This is a genomic window from Kineococcus radiotolerans SRS30216 = ATCC BAA-149, assembly GCF_000017305.1.
Taxonomy (GTDB): domain Bacteria; phylum Actinomycetota; class Actinomycetes; order Actinomycetales; family Kineococcaceae; genus Kineococcus; species Kineococcus radiotolerans.
This window is the reverse complement of the sequence record NC_009664.2, coordinates 474,161-497,561: the sequence shown is the minus strand read 5'-3', so window position 1 is coordinate 497,561 and position 23,401 is coordinate 474,161. Positions and strand designations below refer to the sequence as shown.

Below are 23,401 nucleotides of genomic sequence, written 5' to 3'. Positions count from 1 at the left end.
GGCCGCTCCTCACCTCAGGTTCAGCGCCGACCGGACCTGGTCGACGAAGCTGTGCACGTCGTGCACCTGCCAGTGGGCGATGACCAGGCCGTGGTCGTCGGTGATCAGGGCCACCCGCGCAGGTAGCGCTTCCCGCCACGGGTCCCCCTCGGGTCGTGCTGCGCCCAGGGCGTGAGCGGCGGCCAGGTCGGCGGTGCACAGGGGGAAGGGGATGGTCAGGTGCCTCGCCCAGGTGGCGAGCGTGTCCGGGGCGTCGTAGCTCACGCCGACGACGTCGACGCCGTCGTCGGCGAGCGCCGCCCACGAGGCGACCAGTTGGCGGGCCTGCACGGTGCAGCCGGGCGTGTTGGCCTTGGGGAAGAACCATGCGACCTGGACCCGGCCGGGCGTGGCCTGCCCGACGAGGGTCGTGCCGCCGGTGTGGTTGGGCAGGGCGGCAGCGCTCATTCGTCGTCCCGGGGGCTGTCGGCCGGCGGGGCGGGTGGCGTGAGGTCGAAGGCCAGGAGCCCAGCGGGCGACGCGGCCTGCAGGGTGGCCTTGCGCTCCTTGGTCCAGGCGCGCACCGCGGACCGGTGGGCGGCGATGGCCTCCGGTACCGGTTCTTCAGTCTCCAGCTGGCGCACGACGACCCAGTCGGTGACGGCCAGGGTGGTGCGGGCCAGGGTGTTGACGAGGGCGGTGAGGCCGGCGCGGACGGCGTCGGGGGTGTAGCGCGCCTGCGGCCACTCCCGGACGAGGGTGTTGGTGTCCGCGTCCCATCGCACGACCGCGGGACCGAGGAGGTCCGGCAGCAGCGGCAGGTAGGGGTCCGGCCACACGGACTGGACGTTGAGGACGACGGTCGCCACGCCGGGGGTGGGGGCGGCGCCGGTGGCTTGCCGGGGGCGGAAGGCGTCGGTGTCGTCGAGGAAGGCGATGACGGTCTTACCGACCGGGTCCCACTCTGCCTGCAGTCCCAAGGGGTACCTCCGAGGTGGTGGGTCAGATGACGCGGCCGAGGACGAGGACCTCGGAGCCGAAGACGACGGCGGCGACGCGGTCACCGGCGGCGGGGGAGTAGCTGGCGAGCCTGCGCGCAGGCACCGCGGTGGTGGACCCGTCGAGGCGGACCTGCAGGGGCGCGGTGCCCACGACGACGCCGGGCAGGAGGTTCACGCAACGACCTCCCACGTCCAGCGCATGTCCGCCCCATCCAGCGACAGGTCCCAAGACCTGGCCTGCATGCGGGACAGGTCCGGGGCGAGGCGGTCCGCATAGGCGGCGATGTCGAAGTGACCGGCCAGCGGGAACGGCCCGGTGCGCAGCTCGATCGTCGCGGTAACCCGGCGGTCCGCGGCGACGATCGCGTCCCCCTGCGACCGCAGGGCGGCCTGGTCCGCGGCGTCCAGCCAGACGACCTTCGGGACGCGGCGGCCGAGAGCGTTGACCGAGGTCGGCCCCTCAGTCTGGTTGGTGACGGTGTACTGGCCGGCGCCCTCGCTGGGGGTGCTCTCGGTGGATCGGCGCAGGAAGCGCCACCAGTTGGGGACGCCCCAGGTGTCGGCGGTGAGGGTGCGTTCCTCGACGATGATGGTGGTGCGGGAGTCGTCGACGTCGAAGCGCCACTCCAGGGGCCGCTCCGTGGGCGGGCGGTAGGGGTCGGAGCGGAAGAAGCCGTCCTGGTCCGCCCACAGGGCGCGGTAGCCGACGGCGGCGAGGAGGTCGTTGACGATCCTCAGCCACGTCGTGGGGGTGCCGGCATCCAGCGGCCAGGTCATGGCCGCGGCGAGCACCTTGTCGGCGGCGGCGGAGTCCAGGAGCACGGCGTCCCCGCCGCCGGCCGCAGCGATCGCGACACGGACGGCGGCGAGGTAGCCGGTGCCGGCGGGCACGCTGTACGAGTCGCCGACCTGGACCTGCAGCAGGTGCATCTTGTCGTAGCCCTGCACCTCCCAGACCGGGTTGTCCTCGAGCAGGCGCCGCGGGGTGGTAAGGACGAACACGCCGAGGTTGAACCGCGCCGAGACGGCGAGACCCGGCAGGTTCGTCTGCAGCACCATGTACGGGCGAACCCGGTCACGACCCCAGGCGAGCTCCCGGGTCAGCTGCAGCGTGCAGGCGCCGTGAACGTCGGCGAGGCACTCCCGCTTCACGGATCCGCCGAGCAGGTCGCCGGAGATGTCCGCGATGACGTCGTCTTCGCTGTCGAGCAGCTCGCATCCGGCGGAGACGGTGAGGCTGTCGGCGGTGAGCACCGCCCGCACCTGGTCCTCGGTGAGGTCCTGGCGGGGGGCGGCGGTGAGCAGCTGCACGTCAGACCGCCTCGCTGTGCGTGACCTCGTTCAGGATGAGGCTCACGTTCGCCTCCTGGTTGTAGGGGTGCTCCTCGACAGGCAGGTCGAAGAACACGGCCCAGAACTTGCGGCCGCGGTCGTCACGGACGCAGAGCAGCTCTCCCTGGTGCTTCGCGAGCCAGTCGATCTGCTCGCGGGTGCAGGCCGGCAGGGACGCGGTGAGCGTGTGCGCCCTGCCGACCTTGGTGATGGACCGCATCCGTCCCGTGGTGTAGGTGCGGACCTCCCCCTTGCGGGCGGTGTTCACCTGCAGGGAGGCCATGTGCGGGAACGACTGCCTGACCTCCGGTGTCGCGGCCAGGTTCAGCCAGAGGGTCCGCAGTTTGACCTTCGCCATCAGCGGCCTCCTCCCTGCCTCGTGAGCTGCTGATGGCGCCGCGGCCCGTCCTCCACTGCCCCGTAGATCCGGTCGAGACCGGACTGGGCGATGGCGTTGCCGTCGCCGGCTAGGTCGATAAGCTCGCGCAGCAGCGGCGCCAGCTGGTCCTGCCGGCGCGTGGTGCCGGCCATCGCCGCCAGCTGCTGCGCGCTGAACGACACCGCCTGCTGAGAGGTGAGGCCCTCCAGCTCTCGCATGCGCGCGTTCAGCAGCCCGGCGTCGACGACGGCCTCATCACGTCCGGCTTCGGCCAGACGGACGATGGTGCCGCCCGGAGTGGCGCGCACCACCCCACCGGCGGCCATGGCTGGCACGTCGGCGAGGTGCCCGAAGGGCTGCAATCCCAGCGCGGCCAGCGCCGGGATGTACTTCCCGGGCCCGGGGCGCAGGTTGTGCGCCTCCGGCTGGCCGATGATGCCGCCGCCCCAGTACCAGCCGTTCTTCTGGTGAAAGCGCTTCGCCCCGATGGGGTCGGTGTAGCGCTGCGCGATGTACCGCAGCCCGTAGTCGGTCTGCAGTCCCGGGTCGGACGTCTTCCGCCCGCCGACGTCGTCCCAGGTGCCGTTGAGGAACTGGAACAAGCCGTAGGCCGTCGACGTGGGGTTCTTGACGTCGTTGCGGTAGCTGGACTCCTTGTTGACCAGCCAGTCGAGCGCGGCCCACTGCGGGCCGTCGCCCCACCCGCGCAGAGCCGCGCGCTGGCGCACGACCTCCCGGTTCTGGGCGGCCGTGCCGCCGAGCGCGGAGGGCGTGTCGTTCTCGCTGCCGTCGAACGGGTTGACCGACGACAGCAGCGACATGATGCTGCTGCCAGCGACGTCGAGCAGCTTGTTCGGCACAGCCTTCGCCAGGTCCAGGGCTGCGCCTGCCCCGGGAACGGAGCCCATGAGCTCCCCGACCTTGCCCTTGAGGTAGTCGATCGGGTTGAGCCCGGAGAGGAAGTCCCAGGCGCCGGCGGCGAGGTCACCGATAGCGCTGAGGATGCCGCCGTCGGGGAAGGCGCCCTCGAAGCTCCGGGTGGGAGCCTCGGCGTGCAGGTGGTTGAAGTGGCCCGGCACCCGCCAGTACACCGTCCACCCGGCCGCCTTCAGGGCGTTGGCGTAGCGGTCGAAGAACTCCTTCTCGTAGTCGCTCTCCGAGCCGTTGTTGCCGTTGCGGTTGACGTCGATCGCGCGGCCCTCGTAGTGCCCGCGGCCTCGGTGGACGTTGGAGACGCCACCGAATGCGGGGTGCTCGGCGACGCGTGCCCCCTTGCCCTGGAACCAGCGGCCGAGGTCGACGATGCCGCCGCGGGCGTAGCCCTGCATGCCCCGCATGTACTGCCGGACAGCGCTGGCGCCGCCCTGGACGCCGAGGCGGTTCCAGGTCAGCAGCTGCTCCCGGGCCTCTGGGACCTGCATGGCCTCGGAGACGGCGACGCCTTCACCGCGACGCATCGGGACGAGCTGGTCGTCGCCGTCACGCCACGACGACTGCCCGGCGAGGACGCCGCCTCGGGCGAAGCCCTCGGGGAGCTTGAACCGCTGCAATTGCTTGTCCTGGGGCAGGCCGACCTTGCCGGCGATCCAGTTGAAGGCGTCGACGATGCCCTGGTTGATGACGGTGTCGATGACGAACCGGATCGGCTGCTTCAGCTTCTCCTTGATCATGTCCCAGGCGGCGCCGATGCGGTCGGTCGCGGTGGTGAAGTAGCCCGGCAGGGTCACCGTCACGAAGTTCGCGAAGACGTTCCAGACGTTGTCGCGCAACCAGTCGATCGGGTCTGTGATCTTCTTGGCGTACTTCGCCCACTCGGTGCCGATGAGGTTGACGCCCGAGGCGACGAAGCCTGGGACCTTCACCGTCAGGAAGTTGGCGAAGACGTTCCAGACGTTGTCGCGCAACCAGTCGATGGGGTCCGTGATCTTCTTGGCGTACTTGCCCCACTCGGTGCCGATGAAGCCGACTGCTGTGGTGAACCAGCCGGGCAGCGTGACGGTGTAGAAGGTGAAGTAGGGCGCGAAGACGTTGTCGCGAAGCCAGTCCAGCGGCTTGCGGACGGTGTCCTTGACCCACTCCCACGCTCTGGCGATCCCGCTGACGGCGGTGGTGTAGTAGCCGGGCAGCGTGACCGTCAGGAACGTCTGGATGGGGTTCCAGACCTTGTCGACGACGATGCCCCAGACGTCGAGGAGGGCCTGCTTGACGACGATGAAGGCGGCGTGGACCCGCTTCTGCAGCCCCTCGAAGGCGGACAGCAGACCCAGGATCAGGAACTCGCCGATCTCCGCGAAGACCGTGGAGGGGGAGTGGATCCCGAAGAACTCCTTGATCGCTTCGAGCAAGAAGAAGAAGCCCGACTTGATGCCGTCCCAGATGACGCCCGGGTTCCGGAAGGGCCACAGGATGCCATCAAAGAGCATGTTTCCGAGCCAGGACGCTTTCTCCCACAGCCAGACGAAGACGTCGCCGATCCCGTAGATCGCGTTGCGGAAGGTCTCCGAGTGGTGCCAGGCCGCGAGGAAGGCCGCGCCCAGGGCGACGACCCCGGCGACGATCAGCGTCACCGGCCCCCCGAACGCCGCGATGATGACGGCCAGGACGGGCAGGCCGGCGCTGATGCCAGCGATGATCGTTGACACGAAGGCGATGACCGGGCCGAGGATGGTGAAGGCCGTCACGATGCCCGTCACGGCCAGGGCGATGGCCGCGAGCACCCCGGGGGGCACGGCGGCGATCATGTCGGCCAGGAAGCCGATGACGCCCAGCACGACCGGTCCGAACGGCGCCATGGACCGGATGATGTTGACGAAGGCGTCCGTGAGGGAGCCCAGGAACTCCATGACCGCGGGGGTGTTCTCCTGCACGTAGCGCAGGAAGTCCTGGAAGGACTCGTTGTCGCCAGCGGTGTGCAGGAAGTCAGCGAACCGCTGCGTCAGCCCGGCCAGCGAGGTGATGGTCTGCGCCGCGATCGGCCCGAAGGCCTCCGCGAGTCCGTTGAAGACCGAGAACACCGACCCCACGAGGGTGCCAAGCGAGGACAGGATCCCCGGCCCCTGCGTCTCCAGGAAGACGTAGAAGCGCTGGAACTCCGGACCGGCCAGCGACTGCCCGGCCCGCTCGAACAGCGACCCCAGGGCCGTCCCGAACGTCAGCGCCAGCCGCTCGAAGGTCGGCATGAGCGGCAGCAGCGCCTCGATCCCGCGCTGCACACCCGGCAGCAGACCGGCCGCTGAAGCGTCCTGCAGGACCCCCAGCTGCGGGCCGAGGCCGAACAGGAACCGGGTGAACTCCTGCTGCAGCGGCGACAGCTTGCCCATCGCCGTGTCCAGGTTCCGCATCGCTGCCGTCGCCGCGACGGCGCCGCCAGCTGCAGCGGTCGCCGCGGACTCACGAGCGCCGGCCAGCGAGCGCTCCGCCTGCTCCAGCGAGAACGCGGCCGAGCGCTGCTGCTCCGCTTGCGCGGTCACGGCCTGGCTGACCGTGTCCTGCGCCTGCGCGATCCGCTCCAAGCCCTCCAGTCGCGTCCGCTCAGCGCCGGCGACCGCGTCGGCCGCCCTCTGCTGCGCGCCCGCGACCCGCTCGGCGCCGTCCTCCTGGGCTTCCATGCGGGCGGCTTCGGCTTCGGTGATGCGCTCCGCGGCGTTCACCTGCGCCTGCGTCTGCGCACCGAGCGCATCGGCCAGGGCTCGCTGGGCGTCGGAAACACGGCGTTCGCCGTCCTCCTGACCCTTCAGCCGGGCCGAGCTCGCCTCCGCCAGACGCTCCTCGGCGTCAGCGACCGCGTTGGCCGCCTCCACCCGCGCCGCTTCGACCCCGGCCGCCGCTTCACGGGCGGCCCGATCGGCGTCCTCCCGGGCGCGCACCGCGGCGGCGATGCGCTCCTGGGCGGACGCGACTGCGTCAGAGCCCTCGACGCCCTCCTCGTTAGCTTCGGCCTGCTGCTCAGCCAGGCGCTGGTTACTGACCTCCAGCTGCTCCAGCTGCAACTTCGCTTCCTCGAAGCGGATGCGGGCCTGCTCGCGCGACGCATCGGTTGCCTTGCCGTCGGTCTGCGCCTTCTCGTACTCCGCCCGGGCCTCAGCGAGGTCCAGGCCAGCCTGCTTCTCGTCGAGCGCGCCCTGGCGCACCCGGAAGGACAGGTCCTCCAGCTGGTCCTGCGCGTCCTTGCGGGCCTGCGCCAGGTCACGCTGCAGGTCCCGCTCGGTCCGGAGGGCATCGGAGTAGTCGCGTTCGGCGTCCGTCTGACGGCGCAGGGCGGTCTGCACCCGCTGGGCGCCGTCGGTGGTGACTCGCGCGAGGGCTTCCCGGGCGTCAGCGACGCGCTTGGCGTCCTGCACCGCGGCCTCGTCGGCCGCCTGGCGGGCGTCCTGCAGGTCCCGCTCCGCGTCGGCGACGCGACGGGCAGCGGCCTCCGCGGAGCGGGCAGCGGCCTCGCGGGCGTCCGTGACGCGCTTGGTCGCCGCGGCGACCGACTCGGCCAGTGCCTCCTCGGCGTCGGCCAGGCCGGCCTGCGCGTCCAGCACCTGCCGGGCCGCGGTCGCCGCGGACCGCGCCGCGTCCTCCCGGGCCTTGATGACGCCCTGCTGGGCCTGCGCGATCTGCTGGGCAGTCCGCTGCTCCGCTTCGGCGACGTTGGCGCGGGTGTTGGCCAGGCTGGCCTCGGCCGACTCCACCTGGCGTGCTGCGGCGGCCTGGGCCTGCGCCTGCTGCTGCGCGGCCTCGCTGTTCTTGTCCGCCAGCCCGGCGGACTCGTCCTGCACCTTGCCCATCTGCTTCAGCGCCTCACCGACGCCCTTGAAGCCCAGGACGAGGGTGGCCAACGCGGGGATGGCCGTGGTGGCCGCGGCGCCGATGGCGCCGAGGCTGGTGATGGCGATCCCGCCGATAGGCAGCAGCGCCGGGGCGATGGAGGCGATGGCCGTGCCCAGCAGGACCAGGCGGCCGGAGAAGGTGTTGATGCTGGTCGAGTCGACGTCGACGCGGGCGCTGGAGCCGTTGAGGCGGTCCACCTGCGCCTGCACGGCCGCCAGTGCCGCGGCGGCAGCTGCAGCGTCGGCGTTGACCCGCACGTCGGTGGTGCTGGCCTGCAGCCGCTCCAGGCGGCCCTGCAGGCGGGTGATCTGCGCCGCGGCGTCCGCGGCGGAGATGTCGACGCCGATGCGGCGGCTCCCGAGCGCGTCGAGGCGCCCCCGGATGCGCTGGATCTCGACCTCGGCGTCGGAGCTGTCCGCGTCGATCTCGATGCGCGGCAGCGCCGCCTGGGCCCGCTCGATGGCCTGGCGGATGCGGGCCGCGAACGAGCCGTCCTGCACCTCCAGGTCGACGTCCACCGTCGCCCCGGACAGGCTGCGCAGCTGCTCCTGTAGACCCTCCAGCTTGGCGATCGCGCCCGCGGTGTCGGCCCGGACCTGCACGTCGGTCGCCGCGGCGTTCAACGCCCGCAGCTGACCCAGGAGTCGCTCGACCTCCGCCTCGGCGGTGGCCGCGTCGACGTCGATGCCGATGCGCTGGTTCGACAGGCGCTCGAGGTCGGTGCGCAGGTCGCGGATCTTCTGCTTGGCCTCGGTGGTGGCCATCGGCAGCTCGATGCGCGGCAGCGACCGCGTCGCCTGCTCCAGCTGCGCGCGGAACGCGTCACCGTAGGCGCCACCGGAGCGCTGCCCCTGCTGACGCGACTGCGAGGGGGACGGGCCGGGCACCGGCGCGGGGCCGCCGGAGCCGACGCCGCTGCGGAACCCGTTGCCGTAGGCCTTGCCCGCGTCGTTGCCCAGCCGAGCCGCCTCCGCGTCGGAGGGGCCGGGGTTCACGGTCGGGGCCGCGGCCACTTCGCGGTTGAAGCCCGTCTGGTACGCCCGGCCGGCGTCGCGGCCCCACTTGCCGGCCTCGCGGCCGATGCGCTCCTGGACTCCGGCAAAGGAGGGCCAGACCGTGAGGACGACCCGGCCTGCGTCGTAGGTCGCCATAGGGCTGGCCCTCCTTCGTTTAGTTGTTCTGCTGCATGCTCGGCGTCACCCGCGCGGCGAAGTCGAAGACGACCTTCATGTCCGCTTCCCGGCGCAGTTCCTGCAGCGCGGTGACCGGCCGCAACGCGGGCTCGACCTTCGGCGGCTTGCCCGTGGCGACGCCGACGGTGGCCACGTACACCCGGTTCAGCGCGTCGATGATCTGCGCCTCGGCTTCACGCTCCGGGGACCACTCGGAGATCCGGATGGTCGGCTTGGCCTCCTCGACCTCGCCGGCCAGTTCCAGCTCCAGCCACTCACGAGCCAGGTCCTCGTCCCCAGCCACGGCCTCCATGTAGAGGGAGTGCCGCGGCAGGCCGTCGATGAGGTCCAGCAGGTCCGTCCAGTGCCGGGCCCGCCACATCTCACCGACGTCCTTGCCCGGGTACCAATGGGCGAAGTCAGCCTTCAGCGCTTGCCCGAACCGGCCGAGGGCCTGCGCGAGCCGCGCCCTTTCCCCATGTCCACGGGCAGCTTGTACTGCTTGGCCCACCGCTCCATGAGCGGGTCGATGAGGTAGCCGTCGACCTCGTCCTCGTCCATGAACTCGTCGTAGTCGTCGCCCAGGAGAATCAGCAGCGTCTCTTCGGGGTCCTGGAAGTTCAGGCGCAGCAGGTCGCGACCCTTCAGCGCCTTCGGGTCCGCGAAGACGTACCGCCGACCGCTCTTGGCGGTGTAGGCGAACTCGTCGTCGGGACGCTCGATCTCGAAGTCGTCGATGGTGAAGTCAGGCATGGGGTGGGCTCCTCGAGTGGGTGGGGTGGGCTGAGGCCGCTCAGGACGGCTGGGTGGCCTTGCGCAGGGCGACGCGCTTGTCGTCGGCGGTGCCCTCGTTGGGCACGCCGGCGGCTTCGACAGCTGCGGCGAGGGACGCGCCCTTCAAGGTCGCGGGGTCCACTTCGCCCCAGCCGGTGAAGATCAGCAGGGTGCGGTGTGCGGGGTCCTGCGCCACCTTGGTGACGCCGTCCTTGGTGAACGTGCCGTGCATGACTGCCTCCTCGGCGGTGGGGTGGGCGGACGAGGACTGGCGGCGGATCGGCCCACCCCTGAGCAATCCGCCGCCAGTCGTCATCAGGGAGCGACCGTGACGGCCGGCAGGCCCATGTCCTCCGCGACGAGCGCGAAGCCGGGACCACCCTGCATGTGGTTCTTGGAGTAGCCGACGTCGCCGTCGTTGTAGGCGGTGAGCGTGACGCCCCACTGCAGGGCGCCCTCGCGGGTGTCGGCCTGGTCGGCGAAGTTGGTGACCTTCATGCGCGGGTAGAAGTTGATGAAGTAGTACTCCTCCCCGTCGACGAGGTCGATCGCCACGCGCAGCACGCGGTAGTAGCGCGACGGCGGCAGTTCGGGCTTGGGGATCTCGAACGCGCCGTTGACGTAGGTGACGTTCGAGAGGTCGGCGCCGGTGTAGAGCTCGATGGTGGTCTTGGAGGTCTCCATGAAGTCGACCTGCACCGTCTCGGTGTCGGTGGTCAGCTCCGACCGCACCGGCTCTCGCAACTGCCAGGAAGAAATGTCCTCCTGCTCCTGGGCCCGTGCGGCGCGGAGACCGTCCGTGGTGGTCAGGCCGCTGAACTTGTAGTCGAGCGGGAGGGTGGCGAAGGTGCCGTCCGCGCCGAGCAGGTTCGACCGGGTTAGGACGGTGGCGTCCTCGTCGGCGATCCAGAGGCCGCCGGTGAGGGTCTTGCGGACCAGACGGGTGTTGAACTTCGTGATGGCACCGAAGTTGGGCATGGGGGAGCCTCCTGTGTGAGGACAGCGTGGTGTGGTGCCCCACGGAGGGGCGAGGGCGTGTCAGGAGCTGCGCGTGACGAAGCGGTACGTGCCGGAGAAGCGGCGGACGCCGGTCGCTGGCCAGGGCAGCTCACGAGGGCCCACGGGCTGTTGCGGGTTCTCCAGCAGTGCACTCGCCCCGTCAGGCATGCGGATGAAGTGATACGGCGAGCCGAGCAGCAGGTCGCTGACTTCGCCGGCTCCCTTCACCGACCCGGCGCGGGTCGCGGTGAAGTAGTCGATCTCCACGACGGGGGCGTCTTCGAGGGCTGTGCGGGGCCCGCCGATGCGGCCGACGCGGATGTAGGGCAGCCGCTGCTGCAGCTCGGATGGTGTCTCGGTGCCGATGTGCTCGAGGCCACCGACGAGAGGCGCCAGCAGGTGCTTCAGTGCCTGGTCGATGTCGGGGTAGCTCACGGTGAGCCACCCAGGAACGCGGCCGTCTCGCCGAGGATGCGCTGGGCCCGCATGCCGGGCCGGTAGGACCCCGCGGAGATGCTCGGCTGGGTCCCGAACTCCAGCGGGACGGCATGGTCGGAGTCGTTGGACAGCTCGGCCGCGGCGCGCACCCCGTAGGCGGGCAGGGTGACGGTGCTGGCCTCCACCTTGAAGTGGGACCGGTAGTCGCCCGTGCGCTGGGGGGAGATGGACTCGGCGTAGGCCATGCCGCGCGTCGCCTCAGCCATGCAGGCGTCGAGGACGCTCTGGGAGACGACGATCCGGTCCCAGGCCGCCTCGTCGGGTTCGTAGTTGCCGAGACGGACCATCAGCCCACCGTCCGGCGCAGGGCGACCTGGGAGCCTGCGGGGCCCCAGTCGCCGAGCTCGCCCTGCACGTCGTAGACGAGGCCGCGCACCACGACCCGGTCGCTGGGATTGACGTCGAGGGTGCGGCCGGGGCAGAAGAGCATCCCGCCGGAGATCACCGTGTTGGCGAAGTCGCCGGGCTCGGTGTCGGCCCCGCCCAGCGTCGCAGGGGCGAAGATGCAGCCCGGCTCGTCGTGCTCGTCGCCGGGCGTCTCGTCGCCGTCATTGTCCCGGGTGATGGGGCGCAGGACGCGCACGGTCAGTGCGTGCTGGCCGATCACCGGCCCTCCCGGGTCTGCCAGGGGATCGGGTCGCCGCCGAACTGGTCGTTGACCCACAGCGTGTCGCTGAAGTCCTCGCCGCGGGTGGTGCCCAGACTCCAGAGCCCGCCCGCCGACCGCGTAGGACCGTAGCGGGACAGAGCCTTCTTCTCGTCCTCGGTGAGGAAGGCGCCCGTGGCGCCGTAGCGGTAGGCGAACGGGCCCACCGTCTCCGACGTGATGCCGGTCGGGTTCTGGTACGAGCGCTTGGCCGAGGCGAAGATGACCGTGGACACGGTCGAGGGCACGTCCGGCTTTCCCTGCGCGTCGCGGAAGGTGCGCTTGGTCTCGTCGAGGACCAGGCCTATGGCGTCGTCCAGTGCCGCCTGTGCGCGTTCCGCCTCAGTCGGGGAGGGGAACTCCTCCAGACCCAGGCGCGTCTTCAGCTCCTCGAGGAGCACGAGCGGGTAGGCCATCAGGGTTCCCCTCCCTTCAGGAGGTTAGGATCAGCCGGCGGGGAGGACGATCTTGATCGCACGGATCAGGGCGTCGCGCGTCCCGTCGCCGTTGGTGTCGTCCAGGACCGTCGAGGTCCCGGCGAAGACGTCCACCAGGGAGCGGTCCTGGACGTTGCGGAAGTCGTAGTCACGCAGCCACCGCAGCGCGAGGCCGCCGTAGCTCTGCGAGGCGCCGAACGTCGCACCGGACGGCACCGCGGGCGCGCGGGTCGCGGAGATGAACGCCGTGCGGTGGAACGCGAACCCGACGTCGGCGGGGATGGCGTTGGACACGTAGACGGGGAAGCCCGACAGGGTCCCGATGTTCGCCGCGCGCAGCGTCTCCGTGGACCCGGACTGGTGGGCGTTGGAGAGCTTGTCGCTCTTCAGGAAGTAGCCCTCGAGCTCCGCGCCGAGCACGATGCAACGGTCGGCGCGGGGGATCTTCCGGCTGTTCAGCGCGGTGTTGGCGTCGACGGCCGTGTTGTACGGGTTGGCCGTGTTCAGCGTCAGGGTCTCGGTGTAGGTCGCGCCCACCATCTCGGCGACGATCATGTCCTCGACGCCCTCGACGACGGCCGCGACCTGCGGCTGCAGGATCTGCGCACCGAAGTCGGTGATGTCGAGCGTCAGCTCCTCGTCGGTGACCGGGATCGCGTTGTACACGTCCGTGTCGAGGGTGACGTCGAAGCTGTTCTCGGACAGCTCGTCCATCGTGATGATGCCGTTGCCCTCCGACGCCGTCGGGCGGGCGCCGCGCAGGGCGCGGGTGCGGGCCCGGGTCGTCGCCGGGATCCGGACGGTGATGGTGTCGCCGGCCTGGCCAGCGAAGTCGCCGAGCCCGTCGCGCCACACCAGGGACGAGATGGTGACCTCGTCCCGGGCCAGGCCCAGAGCCGCGTTGACGATCTGGCGGCCCTTCAGGAAGTTGTTGGCCACAGTGGTCCTCCTCAGGAGATGTCAGATGGGTCCGCTGACGGCCACCGTGGCGAGGCCGTGCAGGGTGGTTCAGTTGCGAGCCGAGCGGATCTTCGCCGCGAGCTTGGCGGGGTCCATCTCGTCGGGCTCGTCCTCGGGGTCGGAGCCGCCACGCAGACGCTCCTTCGGTCGGCCGGGGACCACGTCCGCCGGTCGATCCGGAGCGCTGGCCGGAGCGAGCAGAGCGAACAGCTCCTCGGCGTCCGCCTGCATCTCCTCGGCCGTGCCGCCGGAGATGCGCTTGGCGACCTGCCTCAGCAGCGTTACGGAGATGCCTTCCGGCGCGGCCTCCAGGGCCACGTCGAGGCGGCTCAGCCGCTGCTCGGCAGAGGATGCCCGGTCGCGGAATGAGTCGCGCTCACCGCTGAGCTTCTCGAGGTCCGACTTGCCGGCCTCCTCGAGCTCCCGGGCCTTCTGCGCGAGGGGTTCCAGCTCCTTCAGTCGCTCGCGCAGCTGCTGGGCCTCGCGGTTCTTCTTGTTGAGCGCCTCACGGGCGCGGGCCTCGTCGAACGGCTCGCGCTGCTTGTCGCCGCCGCCGTCGGCCTCCGGGGCCTCGTCGTCGGGGTTCACGTCGTCAGGTGCGTCAGCCATGCTGCGGCCTCCAGGGCCTTGTTGGTGGTCAAGCCACGTCGGCCTCCGGGGCCGGCGAGTTCGTGGTTCCGTCACGCTGCTGCTTCAGCAGGTCACGGATCTGCGCCTCATAGGCGCGGCGGAAGTCCCGGCGCATCTGCTCGGGACTGGTGCGGGGGGTCGTCGCCTCGTACCAGAGGTCCTGGTAGTCCTTGCCGCGGCCGGGCCAACCCGTGCGGACGGAGTAGACGGACTCGATGGTGCAGCCGCAGTGGTCGTGGACCTTTTGCTTGCCGGCGCCCTCGAAGCGGGGGTCGGACTCCGCGAAGGAGTCGCTCTTGTAGACCGGCCCGCGGGAGGCGAGCATCGCGCAGAAGTAGCAGGGCTGGAAGTCCGTCACCCGGATATAGCCCAGCGCGGCTCGGTCTTCGCGGACCAGCTCCAGCATCGCCTTCCGTCCCCCATAGAGGGTCTGGCGGGACGCAGCGCCGGCGACCTCGACCCCGGCGACCTCCAGGGCGCGGGGGGCTTCCTCCCCGCGCTCGATGCGCCGCCGCACACCCACGGGCCCGGTCACCATCAGCGACGTCACCATGGCCTGCTCACGCGCGGCCCAGTCCGGCTCCGCAGGAGGCCGCCACAGTGACCCCGTCGACGGCGTCTCCAGGACGTCGTCCACGTCGTCGCGCAGGAACTCGGGCAGGTCCTCGTCGGCGGCTGTGGCCGGGCGGCGAGGCCGCGGCCGTTCGCCGGGGTCGATGTCGATGTCGGCCAGGGCGTCCAGCTCGGCGGCACGGAACGCCTCGTAGTAGCGCACCGCGGCCCGCCACGACTGGCGCCGACGGGCCGTGATGAGCCGGGCCACGGCCCGCACCCACCCATCCGCCGTCCCCGGCAGCCGCAGCGGGTCCAGCAGCCGCATGGACTGCGCGACCTCCAGGGCCACCAGGGCGCCGATCGCGACCTGCTGCAGCCGGTGCTGCTCGGTCAGCTCCTGGCCCTCCTCGCTGACCGCCACCTACTCGTCCCCGAGCCCGAACTGCCGCTCGAGCTTGTCCATCATCGACGTCGTCGGGTCGCTCGAGCGGGACATCGCTGCCCACTCGTCCACGTCCGACTTCTCCACGCCCGGGATGCGCGACCACAGCGCCTGCGGCGGGACCTGCAGCATCTGCGCGGCCTTGCCGAGGGCGTCGACGGCCTGGGAGATCGACCGGATCTCCAGGTCCTGCCACCCGACGCGCAGCTGCACATCGCGGGCGATGTCCTCGTCGCCCTCCTCGGCCGCCGCCAGACGCGCGGACTGGACGTGGGAAGAGCCGAACGACTTCTGCCGCTCGGCGACCTTCTGCGTCTGCCCGGCCTTGGCCGCGGAGATCGCGTCTGCCGAGAGGTTGATGAGCGGCCCGAACGCGTAGGAAGGCGTCTGCGACACTGCGGACAGGGTCTCGCGGTCCTGCCGCTCCGCGTCGAGGAAGCCACCCAGCGGCGTCTCGTCCAGCGTCCCGAACTTCGTGTCCGGGTCGTCAGCGACGAGCAGGTCGTCCTGGCGCAGCTGCAGCTTTGCGCGTGCGGCTTCTTCGTCGTCCTCCGGCTTGGCCATGCCAGCGACGGTGCGGATCTTCCACGACGAGAAGTGCTGAACCAGCAGCCGGTCGTAGAGGGTCTTGTTCGCGCGGGCCGCGACCACGATGAACGGCTCGACCTCACCGAAGGACCGGCCGTCGAGGTCCAGCATGTTGGTGTAGCGCACCACCGGGACGACGCCGACCTCGTGCCGGGAGTCGTCGATGTACTCGATCTTGCCGGTGCTCGCGTCCAGGGACACGCGGTAGACGGCCTCGTCGTCCATGACCTCGACCAGGCGCAGATCGTCGCTGCCCTTGGAGCCGACCTCGATCGTGTACTCGGCCCAGTCGTCCTCGGCGGGGTCGCGGTACAGGGCCAGCATCCGCCGCGGCGAGACGCCGCGCATGACGGCCATCGGTTCGCCGCTGCGCTGGTCCTGCCCGGGCATGATCTTGTTGTAGGCCGTGCCGTAGGTCAGCGCCGCGCGGTGAATGGCGTTCTGGCGCTGGTCGAAGCGGTTCATGACCCACGTCCGCCACGGGCCGCGCTCCTGGGGGTCCAGGTCACGGCCGATGTCGCGGGAGGACTTCAGTGAGTCAACGCCGAGACACTGGGCCGTCGTCGTGACGACCAGGCTCAGCCAAGGCGTGTTGGACAGCTCGGCGAGCCTCTTGTGCTCGGCGGTCGCCGTGCGGGGCAGCTTAATCTCGTCCGGCACCCACCGGGCCCAGCGGTCGATCCAGTCCAGGTGCTGCCGCTGCTGCTCCCACTCCGGCCACAGGACGTCGTGCACCAGCTCGACCACAGAGGCCTTGGCGAGCACCATGCCGGCCTCCTTCTCACCACACTCGTCCGGATCGCTTCTTCTTCTTGGAGGCCAGGGCCCCGGAGTCGAGCACCAACTGCCGGCCCAGGCGGGCGCCGACCATGCAGACCGCGAGGTCCACCAGGTGCGAGGAGTCGCGGGTCTTCTTTCCCAGCGAGACGCCCCACTTGTTCGGGCGGGCCTTCGCGTTCTGCACGTGCACCGTCAGGGCCGGCGACCCGTCGTGGGTCAGCGACTTGTCGGTGTCGATGTCGTGCTGGGTCCGCTCGGCCTGCTTCGTGAAGGCCGCGTTGCGCTCGACACCACCCACCTCGGAGAGGCGCATGTCGAAGCGCACCGAGTTCCCGCCCGTCTTGCCGGGCGCGGCCCACAGCGCGAGGTCGTCGCGGAAGTCCCGGTGCCAGCCGTCGATCGAGGACGCCCAGTAGAGGGCCTCGGTCTCGTCGTCCTTCGCCGGGGAGGGGTCCACGCCGAACCACAGCACCTCGTAGGTGGCGAACGCGTTGCGCACCGCGGCGTCGACCTTCTCCCGCGGCGCCAGCCACGTCTTGCCCCGGTCGCCGTGCGGCTTCTGCCACACGCCGAGCTGGATGACGTGGCCGTCGGAGAGGCGACAGGCGACCAGGCCGGTCGCGTCCGAGGACTTGGAGCAGTCCAGGAACATCGCGATCTGCTCGCCCGGCATGACTGTGAGGTTGGGCCTGGCGCACTCGTCGAACGCCCGGGGGTCGATCCACGCGTCCTCTGCGGCGGCGAGGCCGTTGAGGTAGAAGCGGATCGAGTCCGCCACGCTTGTGCGCGGGTCCAGCACCTCATCGGACAGCCGCTCGATGTCCGCCCACTCCGCGTCGCTGTACGCCGCGCGCAGCCCGGCCATGCGGGACGCGTCGTCGTAGAGGTCTGTGCTGGGGGGAGCCTCGATCGAGTCGTAGAGGATGTCGCGCTTCTTGGTCTTCCCCGCGGCCTGCGCCTGCCAGGCCTTGTAGGACAGCTCCCCGACGGAGTCGTAGCCCTGACGGTGGGCGTTGGTGAACTCCACCATCCGCGCCTGCACCGACGCTGGCGACTTGCCGACGTTGCGGCGGGCCACGTCGGCTAGGTTGTGGCCGCCGTTCGACTCCGTCATGTGGTGTGACTCGTTCAGGGCGATGGCCGTGGCCGGGTCGCCCTCGGACGACTTCTCCGAGGCGGTGAGCACCTCGAGGCGCCCGCCGGAGTCGCGCAGGATGGTGCGCGTCTCGCCGCAGTCGATGCCGTAGTAGTCCCGGGCCTCGCGCGAGAGCAGCGCGTTGGCGATGCGCAGCACGTCCTTCGACTGCGCTTCGCTGTTGGAGCCGATCTGCACGAGAGGCATGCCGTGCGGGGCACCCACCGGGGTGCCGGTCCGCTCGTCCCAGTCGTGGAGGCGGGCGGGGCCGGCGAGCTCGCCCAGCAGCCAGGCCGCGGCGAAGGGGTCCTTGCCGGTGCCCTTGCTGCCGCGCTTGACGCCGGAGCGGTAGACGAACCGGCCGTCCTCGTTGACCCAGTACCAGAGGATCAGGAACCGCTTCTGGCCTGGGGTGAACCGCCACTGGTCGCCGGTCAGGTAGTGCGTGAGGCCAGGGCCGTCGCCGCGACCCTCGGCCCAGTCGATGAGGCTGGGGCCGAGGCTCTGGCGGACGATCAAGGCCTTGGCCTCAGGGTCCTCCGGCCAGGGCGAGGAGATCCACGCCCCGGACTTCGGGTCGATGCGGTACCCAGGAGGAAGGTCGAGGTCAGAGGTCGCGGTAGTCGTCAAGGCGCGTCACCTCTGCGGAGCTGGCCTGCTCGACCGGCGCGCTGATCTCCCAGCGCAGCCGCAGCATCGCCATGGGGTTCAGGCCCAGGCGGTCCTCCATCTGCCGGACCTCGCCGAGGATCGCGGCGGAGCCGTCGGGCGACTCGGCCAGCACCAGCGTCGCGGCGTAGCGGGCCACGACCCGGGTGAGGTGCAGTCGCTCCCACGCGACCGCCTGGGGCAGCCGCCACAGCGACGGCCAGGACGACGGCTTGGGCGTGGACAGCGGCCACTTCGGCGGGTTGCCGCGGCGACCCTCGGCGGGCAGCTGGATGGTTCCCGGGGCGGCGTTCGTGCGGCGACGCTGCGCCGCCGGCTTGGGGGCGGGGCCGGGCACGTCGCCTCCTCAGGTAGCCGCGGTCAGGTGCGAGGCGGCCAGTTCCAGTGGCCAGGGGTCGGGACGTCGTCCTCGGCGTGCGGGACCTCGACGCCGAAGAACAGCCCGGTCGGGTTCAGCACGGCCAGCGAGACCGTCATCCCCTCGATGGAGTCCGGCACGGCGGTGATGACCGCGGCCCGCGGGGCGGGCAGGTACTCGCCGCCGGGGGTGCCGTAGCTCTGGTAGTGCACGACGCGGCCGACGCTGGGCTGCTGGGTCACGAGTCCTCCGGGGTGGGGTGGGCGCAGGGGCGGCCGCCGGCCAGCGGCGGCCGCCAGGGCCCCGGGGTCGCGACCCTGGAACCCGTAGCGCCAGTCAGGCGCTATGCGGAACGGTGGAGGAAGATCACGGGAGGGGGGTCACCCCCCACCCCCGTGATCACTCGCTCTGGTCGTCGCCCTCGGCGGCCGCGCGGCGGCGGCGCGTGGGCTTCGGCTCGTCGTCGGCCGGCTCGTCGTCGATGGCCTGGGCCAAGCCGCGGTCGAGCAGGTAGCGGGCGCTGGCGTCGTCGACGTCGACGGTGTCGCCGGCCTTGTTCTGGCCGAGCTTGCGCAGGTACTTGAGCTTCACGGCAGGACTCCCGGGTGGCGTGGTGTGGGGCGCAGGTGGCCGCGGCGCTTGAGTGCGCTGGCCTTGCCGGCGGCGCTGCGGTTGCAGCCGGCTGAGTGCTCGGGGCCGCGGTACTTGCTGCGGTCCTTGTCGTCGTGGCCGAGATCCCATGCGCTGTCGGGGATGTCGGCGGGCAGCTGCTCGCCGCACCGCCAGCAGGTGACGCCGCCTTGCTTGATGCGGTGCTTCCACATCCCACGCAGGCGGCGGTGCGCGGCCCCGTAGCGTGCGTTGTGGTCAGGTGGGAGTGGTCTGCTCATGCCGCGGTGCGGCGGAGGTGACCACGGCGTCCCGTGCGCAGGCGTCGCAGTCGGGCGACGAGGTCGGGCTGGTAGGTCAGCGCGGCCTCGGTGTCGATGAGGGCGTTGACGTGCTGCCAGACGCGGGTGAGCTCGCCGAACCTGGCGTGCAGCACGGGGCCTGTGCTGCGCGGGCTGAGGTCGGGGAGGGCGGCGAGACAGTCGAGGATCTCGCGGTCGTCTGGGGTGAGTCGGCGCTGCACTGGTAGACCTCCTCGGCAACGAGAAGGCCGAGCGGGCCCGCACTGCTACCTCAACCCCGGCAGGCCTCTTGAGCGAGACTCTGTGGGTGGGGAGTGCGGGCACACGCCCGGCCGATCGGGGGATTGAGAGGGTGGCTGACCAGCAGCAGAGACACTCCTGCCGCAACAGCCCTGACCTTACCCTAAGTACCTCCTTCTGTCTCTAGTTGCGCGAAGTGAGGCACGTGTGTCCTGCTGATGACCTGCCGTCTGTGCTCAGCGCCGGGAGCGTGCTCGCATCTTGGTGGCCTGCGGTGGAGGAGCTGGTGCCCACGCCGTGGCTGTCACGCCTTCGACCCAATGCTTAGGGACGGTGGCGATGTGATCTAGCAGCTCGACGTCGGCTCGGTACCACTCTCGTCCTGAGTGCAGCAGTGCTCGGAAGTGGCGGTGTAGCTCCTGCTCCTCGTCCCAGGTGCCGGGACGATAGGCCAGCACTGCCGCGGCAGGCGGGTAGGCGCGTAGGCGCTTCCGTAGGTCGGTGCTGAAACCGATCTTGATGAGCTTCTCCACCTGGACGTAGTAGATCCAGCCCGCGCGCCCACGGTTGCGCTTGCGGGCCAGGACGCGTTCCTCTCGCTCCGGGTCTTGCCGCTCGACACGGTCGGCGATCTCACGTGCGCATGGGAGACAGACGTCGTCGCGGTAGTCGAACCAGGGCTTGTTCGCGCACCCGGGCATGAGGCACAGCCTGAGAGGGGTGACGAACTCATGACGCGCGCTCACGTGGGCCTTCCTTCCAGAGCTTGTCGCACCAGGCCTTCACTTCCTGGAGGGAGTAGAGCGTCTGACCTTGCGCGTTCTTGCCGTGGCGGTGGACGCCTGTAGCGCTTCGCCCGCTGGGCCCGCCGTCAGCGCGGCTCGCCCATTGCCACAGCTGCTCCTTGGTGATCGTGCGGTGGTACTCCTGCCCGACGAAAGAGATGACCAGGGCGCTCGGGACGGGGCTCGATGTGGCCAGCTCGACGCCGAGGATGCTCTTCCACTCCTCCCAGGGGCGACACACCCCGCATCCGCCGCAGCAGGCCACCGCTCGTAGCGGCACCCAGCGGACCGTCTCGTGGCAGACGGGGCAGTCGCCGAGGGCAGGGCCCGCGGGCACGGGCGGGTTCGCCGCGTCGTGCAGCTCCTTGGCTAGGGCGACGAGCCCGGACACGGGCCGGTCGAGCTCGTCGAGGATGACCTGGTCGGTGGCCAGCTCGTCGGCGTGGTGGAGGAACCATCGCGCCAGGGGCGGGACGTCCCACGAGGCGGGGGTGTCGGCGAACCGGTCGGCGAGGTAGCGCCGCCAGGAGGCGAGGAACTCGAACACCTCGGCACGTACCGACAGGGAGCTCGTCGGCAGTGGCGGCTTGGAGCCGGCGGGGCCGGGTGCCTTGCCGGCGCTGGGCGTGGGCAGCGGCTCGAGGGCATGGTCCCAGTCGGTCAGCACGCTGGACAGTGCGGCGTGCAGTCGCTCGGTGGGCGTCTTCATGCCGTGTCCTGTTCCCGGGTGGCGACGTACCAGGCGTCGCGGGCGGGGATGCGCTCGTAGACGCGGTACTCCTTCACCTGCCCGTCGAGGGGGCCGCCGTCGAAGGAGAGCGTCTCGTAGCCGGTGACGACCTGGTCGCTGACCAGCCAGAGGTCCCAGGAGGTGATCTCGGGGTGGATGTAGCCGGAGAGGGACCAGGCGAGGTGGGGGTCGTCGGAGAAGCAGACGAACGGTGGGCGCCATGCGCCGTCGAGGGAGCGGCTGCCGGGGCGGAAGCCGTATCGCTGGATCTGCTTGCGGCGGCTGGTGGGGGACCAGTGGTAGAGGTGCAGGCTGGCCGGGGTGGGGTGGTCAGGCATGGGCGTTCCTCCCGGGGCGTTCGGGGGCGTCGAGGCGGTTGTGGGTGACGTGCCAGCCGAGCGAGCCATCGCTGCAGCGGCGGGGGACGACGGTCGGCCCGCAGATGCAGGCGTCGCCGTCGGTGTCGTGAGCGATGACGTCGTCCTGGGCGTCGACGTGCGCGGCGCCGGCGAGTGCGGTCATGGGTTGCTCTCGTGCTGTTCGCGGCCGTCGAGGGAGTGGTGGGTGATGAGCCACCCGATGGAGCCGTCTGGGCGGGGGACTGGCTCGGTGGTGGGGCCGCAGGGGCAGTCGTCGCCGGTGGTGTTGTGCTCGACGAGGTCGTTGACGGGGCTGACGTGGATGCTGGTCACTTCCACCTGTCGATCTCGTGGGGCGCGCGCACGATCGCGTTCAGGAGGTTGTAGGACTGGCCAGAGCAGGCTTGGTCGTCGAGCTCCAGGACGCGTTCCACGAGGAGGCGCGGCACGTAGTTCTTGTCGACCCAGGCGAGGGCTGCGCGCGCGAGGCGGGGTAGGTCATCGTCCTTCTCGTCGAGGTTCAGTTCCGCGTGCCAGAGGCCGCCTGCGAGGTAGAAGCGGTTGCCGCGCTGTTGTGTCAGCTCGAGGACTGCCTTGCCGAGCGCGTCGGCTAGGTCGCTGGTGGGGTCGTCAGGCATGGCCTGCTCCGTTCTGGGTAGCGCGTGTCCGATGGGCTTTGGCGTAGGCGCCGCGCTTGGTGAGAGCACGGACGGCCCGTCGGCACCCGGGCCACTCGGCTTGCCACCGCATCTGCGGGTTCTGGGCACGCCACAGGAGTCGTCCCGCGGCGGTCAGTGTCCGGGCCAGCGCTGACCAGGGTGCGCGGTCGGCGCGGGGCTCACGAGCTCCGTGCTGGTAGGCGGTTCGCAGTAGCCACGCGGCGGTCTTGCGGGGCCTGCGGTCCATGACGCGGTAGACCTCGACGCCGTCGCTCACTGTCCTGCCCCTTGGCCGTAGTGGGTGCACGGCGGGTCAGGGCACTCCACGTGGTGCGCCGCGTCGGACTCGTGGGTGATGTGGTCGGGGTGCACGTCGGCCGCGCGGCTGGTGAGGGCCTTGCACATGGGGCACCCGGGCTGGGCGGTCACTGGTCCTCCAGGGCGGCGGCGTTGATGAGGAGGTGGAGGGTGTTGTCGGTGAGGATGAGCAGCCACACGCTCATCCACGGCGGCTTGTCGTCGCTGTAGCCGGTGGCGGTGTGCCCGGGACGGAAGCTGGCGGGGGCTAGCTGGTTCTTGGCCCAGGCGACGTGCTTGGCGAGGCGCCACCGGTCGATGGCGAAGTGGGTGCCGCCGATGATGGCCAGGCGCCAGGGGGAGCGCGTGAGGGCCAGGAAGGGCAGCGTGTAGGTGGCGGCGTGCAGTGCCGCGGTGGCGCTGCTGCTGGTCTTGGTCTGCGCCTGATGGTCGGTCTGCAGGACGTAGTCACCAACCAAGTGGGCGAGGATCGGGGCGGCGTCGGTTCTCATCGCTCGACGACCGCCCAGTCCGTGCGCGGGGCGGCGTCGATGGTGCACTCGGTCGCGGTGAGGATGGCGTCGATCAGTTCCTTGACCTCGGTGGGCTCGGCCGGGAGCGCGACGACGACCTTGCTGTCGCCGCCGATGTCCTGGGAGTCGTGGTGGTTCGCGACGAGGGAGCGCTTGCCGACGAGGACGAGGTAGCCCTCCTCGATAGCCAGGTGCTCGCCGTCGGCGTCGACGTGGTCGAAGAGGCTCACGGCGCGATCTCCCATTCTCCGCCGTCGAGGCGGGTCAGAGCACGCAGCTCGGCAGCGTAGGTGTGTCCCAGTCCAGCTCGCTGGCGTGTGGTGTCGCTGTCCCACTGCCGCGCGAGGCGGGTGAGGGCCTGCTTCGTGACGGTGTTCTCGTCCACCCAGGTGGCGACGGCGCGTGCGAGGTCACCGAACGTCGCTGGGCGGCCGGCGCGGGCTGCGTCGGCGCAAGCACCCACCATGACCTCGATGAGGGCGGGCTCGCGGGTGGGCATCTGCTCGTCAGGCATCGGCCATCTCCCTGCACAGTCGGCACGGGTCGGAGGGGTAGCACCACTCACTGGCGTCGTAGGACCAAGCGCGGTAGTCGCCGACGGTGCGGTGCTCGTGGGTGGTGCCTTGCTTGCCGTAGTAGTTGCCCCGCTTGTCCAGCAGGGGGTTGGGGATCCGGGTGATGCGGTATCCCAGGTCGTCCAGGGCGGGCAGGAGCCGTCCTTCCACCCAGGCCACGGGG

At 70.7% G+C, this 23,401-nt stretch carries 34 protein-coding genes; all 34 read right to left on the bottom strand.

Annotated features, from left to right (window positions below; translation table 11 throughout):
* Positions 1–9 precede the first annotated feature (9 nt).
* The 34 genes from KRAD_RS02510 to KRAD_RS02350 all read right to left on the bottom strand — a co-directional run bounded on the left by KRAD_RS02510 (position 10) and on the right by KRAD_RS02350 (position 23,397).
* On the bottom strand, positions 10–447 hold the full coding sequence (locus tag KRAD_RS02510; protein ID WP_011981669.1) for a redoxin domain-containing protein: 438 nt from the start codon (positions 445–447) through the stop codon (positions 10–12).
* Complete coding sequence (locus KRAD_RS02505; RefSeq protein ID WP_011981668.1) at positions 444–959, bottom strand: hypothetical protein; 516 nt, start codon at positions 957–959, stop codon at positions 444–446. The genes KRAD_RS02510 and KRAD_RS02505 overlap by 4 nt, the downstream gene beginning before the upstream one ends.
* Before the next feature lie 22 nt (positions 960–981).
* Positions 982–1,155: a hypothetical protein gene (locus KRAD_RS25835; RefSeq protein WP_157873455.1), complete on the bottom strand. Its 174-nt coding sequence runs from the start codon at positions 1,153–1,155 to the stop codon at positions 982–984.
* Positions 1,152–2,291 carry a hypothetical protein gene (locus tag KRAD_RS02500; RefSeq protein WP_011981667.1) on the bottom strand — a complete coding sequence of 380 codons (1,140 nt, stop codon included), beginning with the start codon at positions 2,289–2,291 and terminating at the stop codon, positions 1,152–1,154. The genes KRAD_RS25835 and KRAD_RS02500 overlap by 4 nt, the downstream gene beginning before the upstream one ends.
* A gap of 1 nt (position 2,292) precedes the next feature.
* Positions 2,293–2,670, bottom strand: coding sequence for a hypothetical protein (locus tag KRAD_RS02495; RefSeq protein WP_011981666.1), 378 nt, complete (start codon positions 2,668–2,670; stop codon positions 2,293–2,295).
* Positions 2,670–8,657 carry an aggregation-promoting factor C-terminal-like domain-containing protein gene (locus KRAD_RS02490; RefSeq protein ID WP_011981665.1) on the bottom strand — a complete coding sequence of 1,996 codons (5,988 nt, stop codon included), beginning with the start codon at positions 8,655–8,657 and terminating at the stop codon, positions 2,670–2,672. The genes KRAD_RS02495 and KRAD_RS02490 overlap by 1 nt, the downstream gene beginning before the upstream one ends.
* Before the next feature lie 19 nt (positions 8,658–8,676).
* The gene (locus KRAD_RS02485) at positions 8,677–9,060 is read right to left on the bottom strand and encodes a hypothetical protein (protein WP_011981664.1); all 384 of its coding nucleotides are present in this window, start codon (positions 9,058–9,060) and stop codon (positions 8,677–8,679) included.
* 44 nt (positions 9,061–9,104) lie between these two features.
* The gene (locus tag KRAD_RS02480; protein ID WP_011981663.1) at positions 9,105–9,431 is read right to left on the bottom strand and encodes a hypothetical protein; all 327 of its coding nucleotides are present in this window, start codon (positions 9,429–9,431) and stop codon (positions 9,105–9,107) included.
* A gap of 40 nt (positions 9,432–9,471) precedes the next feature.
* Complete coding sequence (locus tag KRAD_RS02475; RefSeq protein ID WP_041291850.1) at positions 9,472–9,684, bottom strand: hypothetical protein; 213 nt, start codon at positions 9,682–9,684, stop codon at positions 9,472–9,474.
* Between the two features lie 83 nt (positions 9,685–9,767).
* Entirely contained in the window at positions 9,768–10,430 is a 663-nt protein-coding gene (locus KRAD_RS02470; RefSeq protein ID WP_011981661.1) for a phage tail tube protein, read from the bottom strand.
* A 60-nt stretch (positions 10,431–10,490) separates the two neighbouring features.
* The gene (locus tag KRAD_RS23870; protein WP_011981660.1) at positions 10,491–10,886 is read right to left on the bottom strand and encodes a phage tail termination protein; all 396 of its coding nucleotides are present in this window, start codon (positions 10,884–10,886) and stop codon (positions 10,491–10,493) included.
* Positions 10,883–11,236, bottom strand: a complete 354-nt coding sequence (locus KRAD_RS02460) for a hypothetical protein (protein ID WP_011981659.1) — start codon at positions 11,234–11,236, stop codon at positions 10,883–10,885. The genes KRAD_RS23870 and KRAD_RS02460 overlap by 4 nt, the downstream gene beginning before the upstream one ends.
* Complete coding sequence (locus KRAD_RS02455; RefSeq protein WP_011981658.1) at positions 11,236–11,556, bottom strand: hypothetical protein; 321 nt, start codon at positions 11,554–11,556, stop codon at positions 11,236–11,238. Before KRAD_RS02455 ends, KRAD_RS02460 begins: the two co-directional genes overlap by 1 nt.
* Positions 11,553–12,011, bottom strand: a complete 459-nt coding sequence (locus tag KRAD_RS02450; RefSeq protein WP_011981657.1) for a hypothetical protein — start codon at positions 12,009–12,011, stop codon at positions 11,553–11,555. The genes KRAD_RS02455 and KRAD_RS02450 overlap by 4 nt, the downstream gene beginning before the upstream one ends.
* Before the next feature lie 30 nt (positions 12,012–12,041).
* Positions 12,042–12,971 carry a major capsid protein gene (locus KRAD_RS02445; protein ID WP_011981656.1) on the bottom strand — a complete coding sequence of 310 codons (930 nt, stop codon included), beginning with the start codon at positions 12,969–12,971 and terminating at the stop codon, positions 12,042–12,044.
* Between the two features lie 69 nt (positions 12,972–13,040).
* Positions 13,041–13,601 (bottom strand): hypothetical protein, encoded by a 561-nt coding sequence (locus KRAD_RS02440; RefSeq protein ID WP_011981655.1) that lies wholly within the window; start codon positions 13,599–13,601, stop codon positions 13,041–13,043.
* Between the two features lie 28 nt (positions 13,602–13,629).
* Complete coding sequence (locus KRAD_RS23865) at positions 13,630–14,598, bottom strand: VG15 protein (protein ID WP_011981654.1); 969 nt, start codon at positions 14,596–14,598, stop codon at positions 13,630–13,632.
* Positions 14,599–15,975, bottom strand: a complete 1,377-nt coding sequence (locus KRAD_RS02425) for a phage portal protein (RefSeq protein WP_011981653.1) — start codon at positions 15,973–15,975, stop codon at positions 14,599–14,601.
* Positions 15,976–15,988: 13 nt separating this feature from the next.
* Entirely contained in the window at positions 15,989–17,752 is a 1,764-nt protein-coding gene (locus KRAD_RS02420) for a hypothetical protein (protein ID WP_011981652.1), read from the bottom strand.
* Positions 17,730–18,128 carry a phage terminase small subunit gene (locus tag KRAD_RS02415; protein ID WP_011981651.1) on the bottom strand — a complete coding sequence of 133 codons (399 nt, stop codon included), beginning with the start codon at positions 18,126–18,128 and terminating at the stop codon, positions 17,730–17,732. Before KRAD_RS02415 ends, KRAD_RS02420 begins: the two co-directional genes overlap by 23 nt.
* A gap of 23 nt (positions 18,129–18,151) precedes the next feature.
* Entirely contained in the window at positions 18,152–18,391 is a 240-nt protein-coding gene (locus KRAD_RS02410) for a hypothetical protein (RefSeq protein WP_011981650.1), read from the bottom strand.
* Positions 18,392–18,548: 157 nt separating this feature from the next.
* Positions 18,549–18,740, bottom strand: a complete 192-nt coding sequence (locus KRAD_RS02405) for a DUF7302 family protein (protein ID WP_011981649.1) — start codon at positions 18,738–18,740, stop codon at positions 18,549–18,551.
* On the bottom strand, positions 18,737–18,973 hold the full coding sequence (locus KRAD_RS24940; protein WP_203417478.1) for a hypothetical protein: 237 nt from the start codon (positions 18,971–18,973) through the stop codon (positions 18,737–18,739). The genes KRAD_RS02405 and KRAD_RS24940 overlap by 4 nt, the downstream gene beginning before the upstream one ends.
* Positions 18,974–19,035: 62 nt before the next feature.
* Positions 19,036–19,281, bottom strand: coding sequence for a DUF3263 domain-containing protein (locus tag KRAD_RS02395; protein ID WP_011981647.1), 246 nt, complete (start codon positions 19,279–19,281; stop codon positions 19,036–19,038).
* 255 nt (positions 19,282–19,536) lie between these two features.
* The gene (locus KRAD_RS23860; RefSeq protein WP_011981646.1) at positions 19,537–20,046 is read right to left on the bottom strand and encodes a GIY-YIG nuclease family protein; all 510 of its coding nucleotides are present in this window, start codon (positions 20,044–20,046) and stop codon (positions 19,537–19,539) included.
* Positions 20,030–20,794 carry a hypothetical protein gene (locus KRAD_RS02385; protein ID WP_011981645.1) on the bottom strand — a complete coding sequence of 255 codons (765 nt, stop codon included), beginning with the start codon at positions 20,792–20,794 and terminating at the stop codon, positions 20,030–20,032. Before KRAD_RS02385 ends, KRAD_RS23860 begins: the two co-directional genes overlap by 17 nt.
* Positions 20,791–21,153 carry a hypothetical protein gene (locus KRAD_RS02380; protein WP_011981644.1) on the bottom strand — a complete coding sequence of 121 codons (363 nt, stop codon included), beginning with the start codon at positions 21,151–21,153 and terminating at the stop codon, positions 20,791–20,793. Before KRAD_RS02380 ends, KRAD_RS02385 begins: the two co-directional genes overlap by 4 nt.
* Positions 21,146–21,337 (bottom strand): hypothetical protein, encoded by a 192-nt coding sequence (locus tag KRAD_RS02375; protein ID WP_011981643.1) that lies wholly within the window; start codon positions 21,335–21,337, stop codon positions 21,146–21,148. Before KRAD_RS02375 ends, KRAD_RS02380 begins: the two co-directional genes overlap by 8 nt.
* Entirely contained in the window at positions 21,334–21,513 is a 180-nt protein-coding gene (locus KRAD_RS24935; RefSeq protein ID WP_011981642.1) for a hypothetical protein, read from the bottom strand. Before KRAD_RS24935 ends, KRAD_RS02375 begins: the two co-directional genes overlap by 4 nt.
* Positions 21,504–21,812 carry a hypothetical protein gene (locus tag KRAD_RS02370; RefSeq protein ID WP_011981641.1) on the bottom strand — a complete coding sequence of 103 codons (309 nt, stop codon included), beginning with the start codon at positions 21,810–21,812 and terminating at the stop codon, positions 21,504–21,506. Before KRAD_RS02370 ends, KRAD_RS24935 begins: the two co-directional genes overlap by 10 nt.
* A 446-nt stretch (positions 21,813–22,258) precedes the next feature.
* Positions 22,259–22,642 (bottom strand): DUF3307 domain-containing protein, encoded by a 384-nt coding sequence (locus KRAD_RS02365; RefSeq protein ID WP_011981638.1) that lies wholly within the window; start codon positions 22,640–22,642, stop codon positions 22,259–22,261.
* The gene (locus tag KRAD_RS02360) at positions 22,639–22,893 is read right to left on the bottom strand and encodes a hypothetical protein (RefSeq protein WP_011981637.1); all 255 of its coding nucleotides are present in this window, start codon (positions 22,891–22,893) and stop codon (positions 22,639–22,641) included. The genes KRAD_RS02365 and KRAD_RS02360 overlap by 4 nt, the downstream gene beginning before the upstream one ends.
* Positions 22,890–23,177 carry a hypothetical protein gene (locus KRAD_RS02355; RefSeq protein ID WP_011981636.1) on the bottom strand — a complete coding sequence of 96 codons (288 nt, stop codon included), beginning with the start codon at positions 23,175–23,177 and terminating at the stop codon, positions 22,890–22,892. The genes KRAD_RS02360 and KRAD_RS02355 overlap by 4 nt, the downstream gene beginning before the upstream one ends.
* Complete coding sequence (locus KRAD_RS02350; protein ID WP_157873453.1) at positions 23,170–23,397, bottom strand: hypothetical protein; 228 nt, start codon at positions 23,395–23,397, stop codon at positions 23,170–23,172. Before KRAD_RS02350 ends, KRAD_RS02355 begins: the two co-directional genes overlap by 8 nt.
* Positions 23,398–23,401 lie beyond the last annotated feature (4 nt).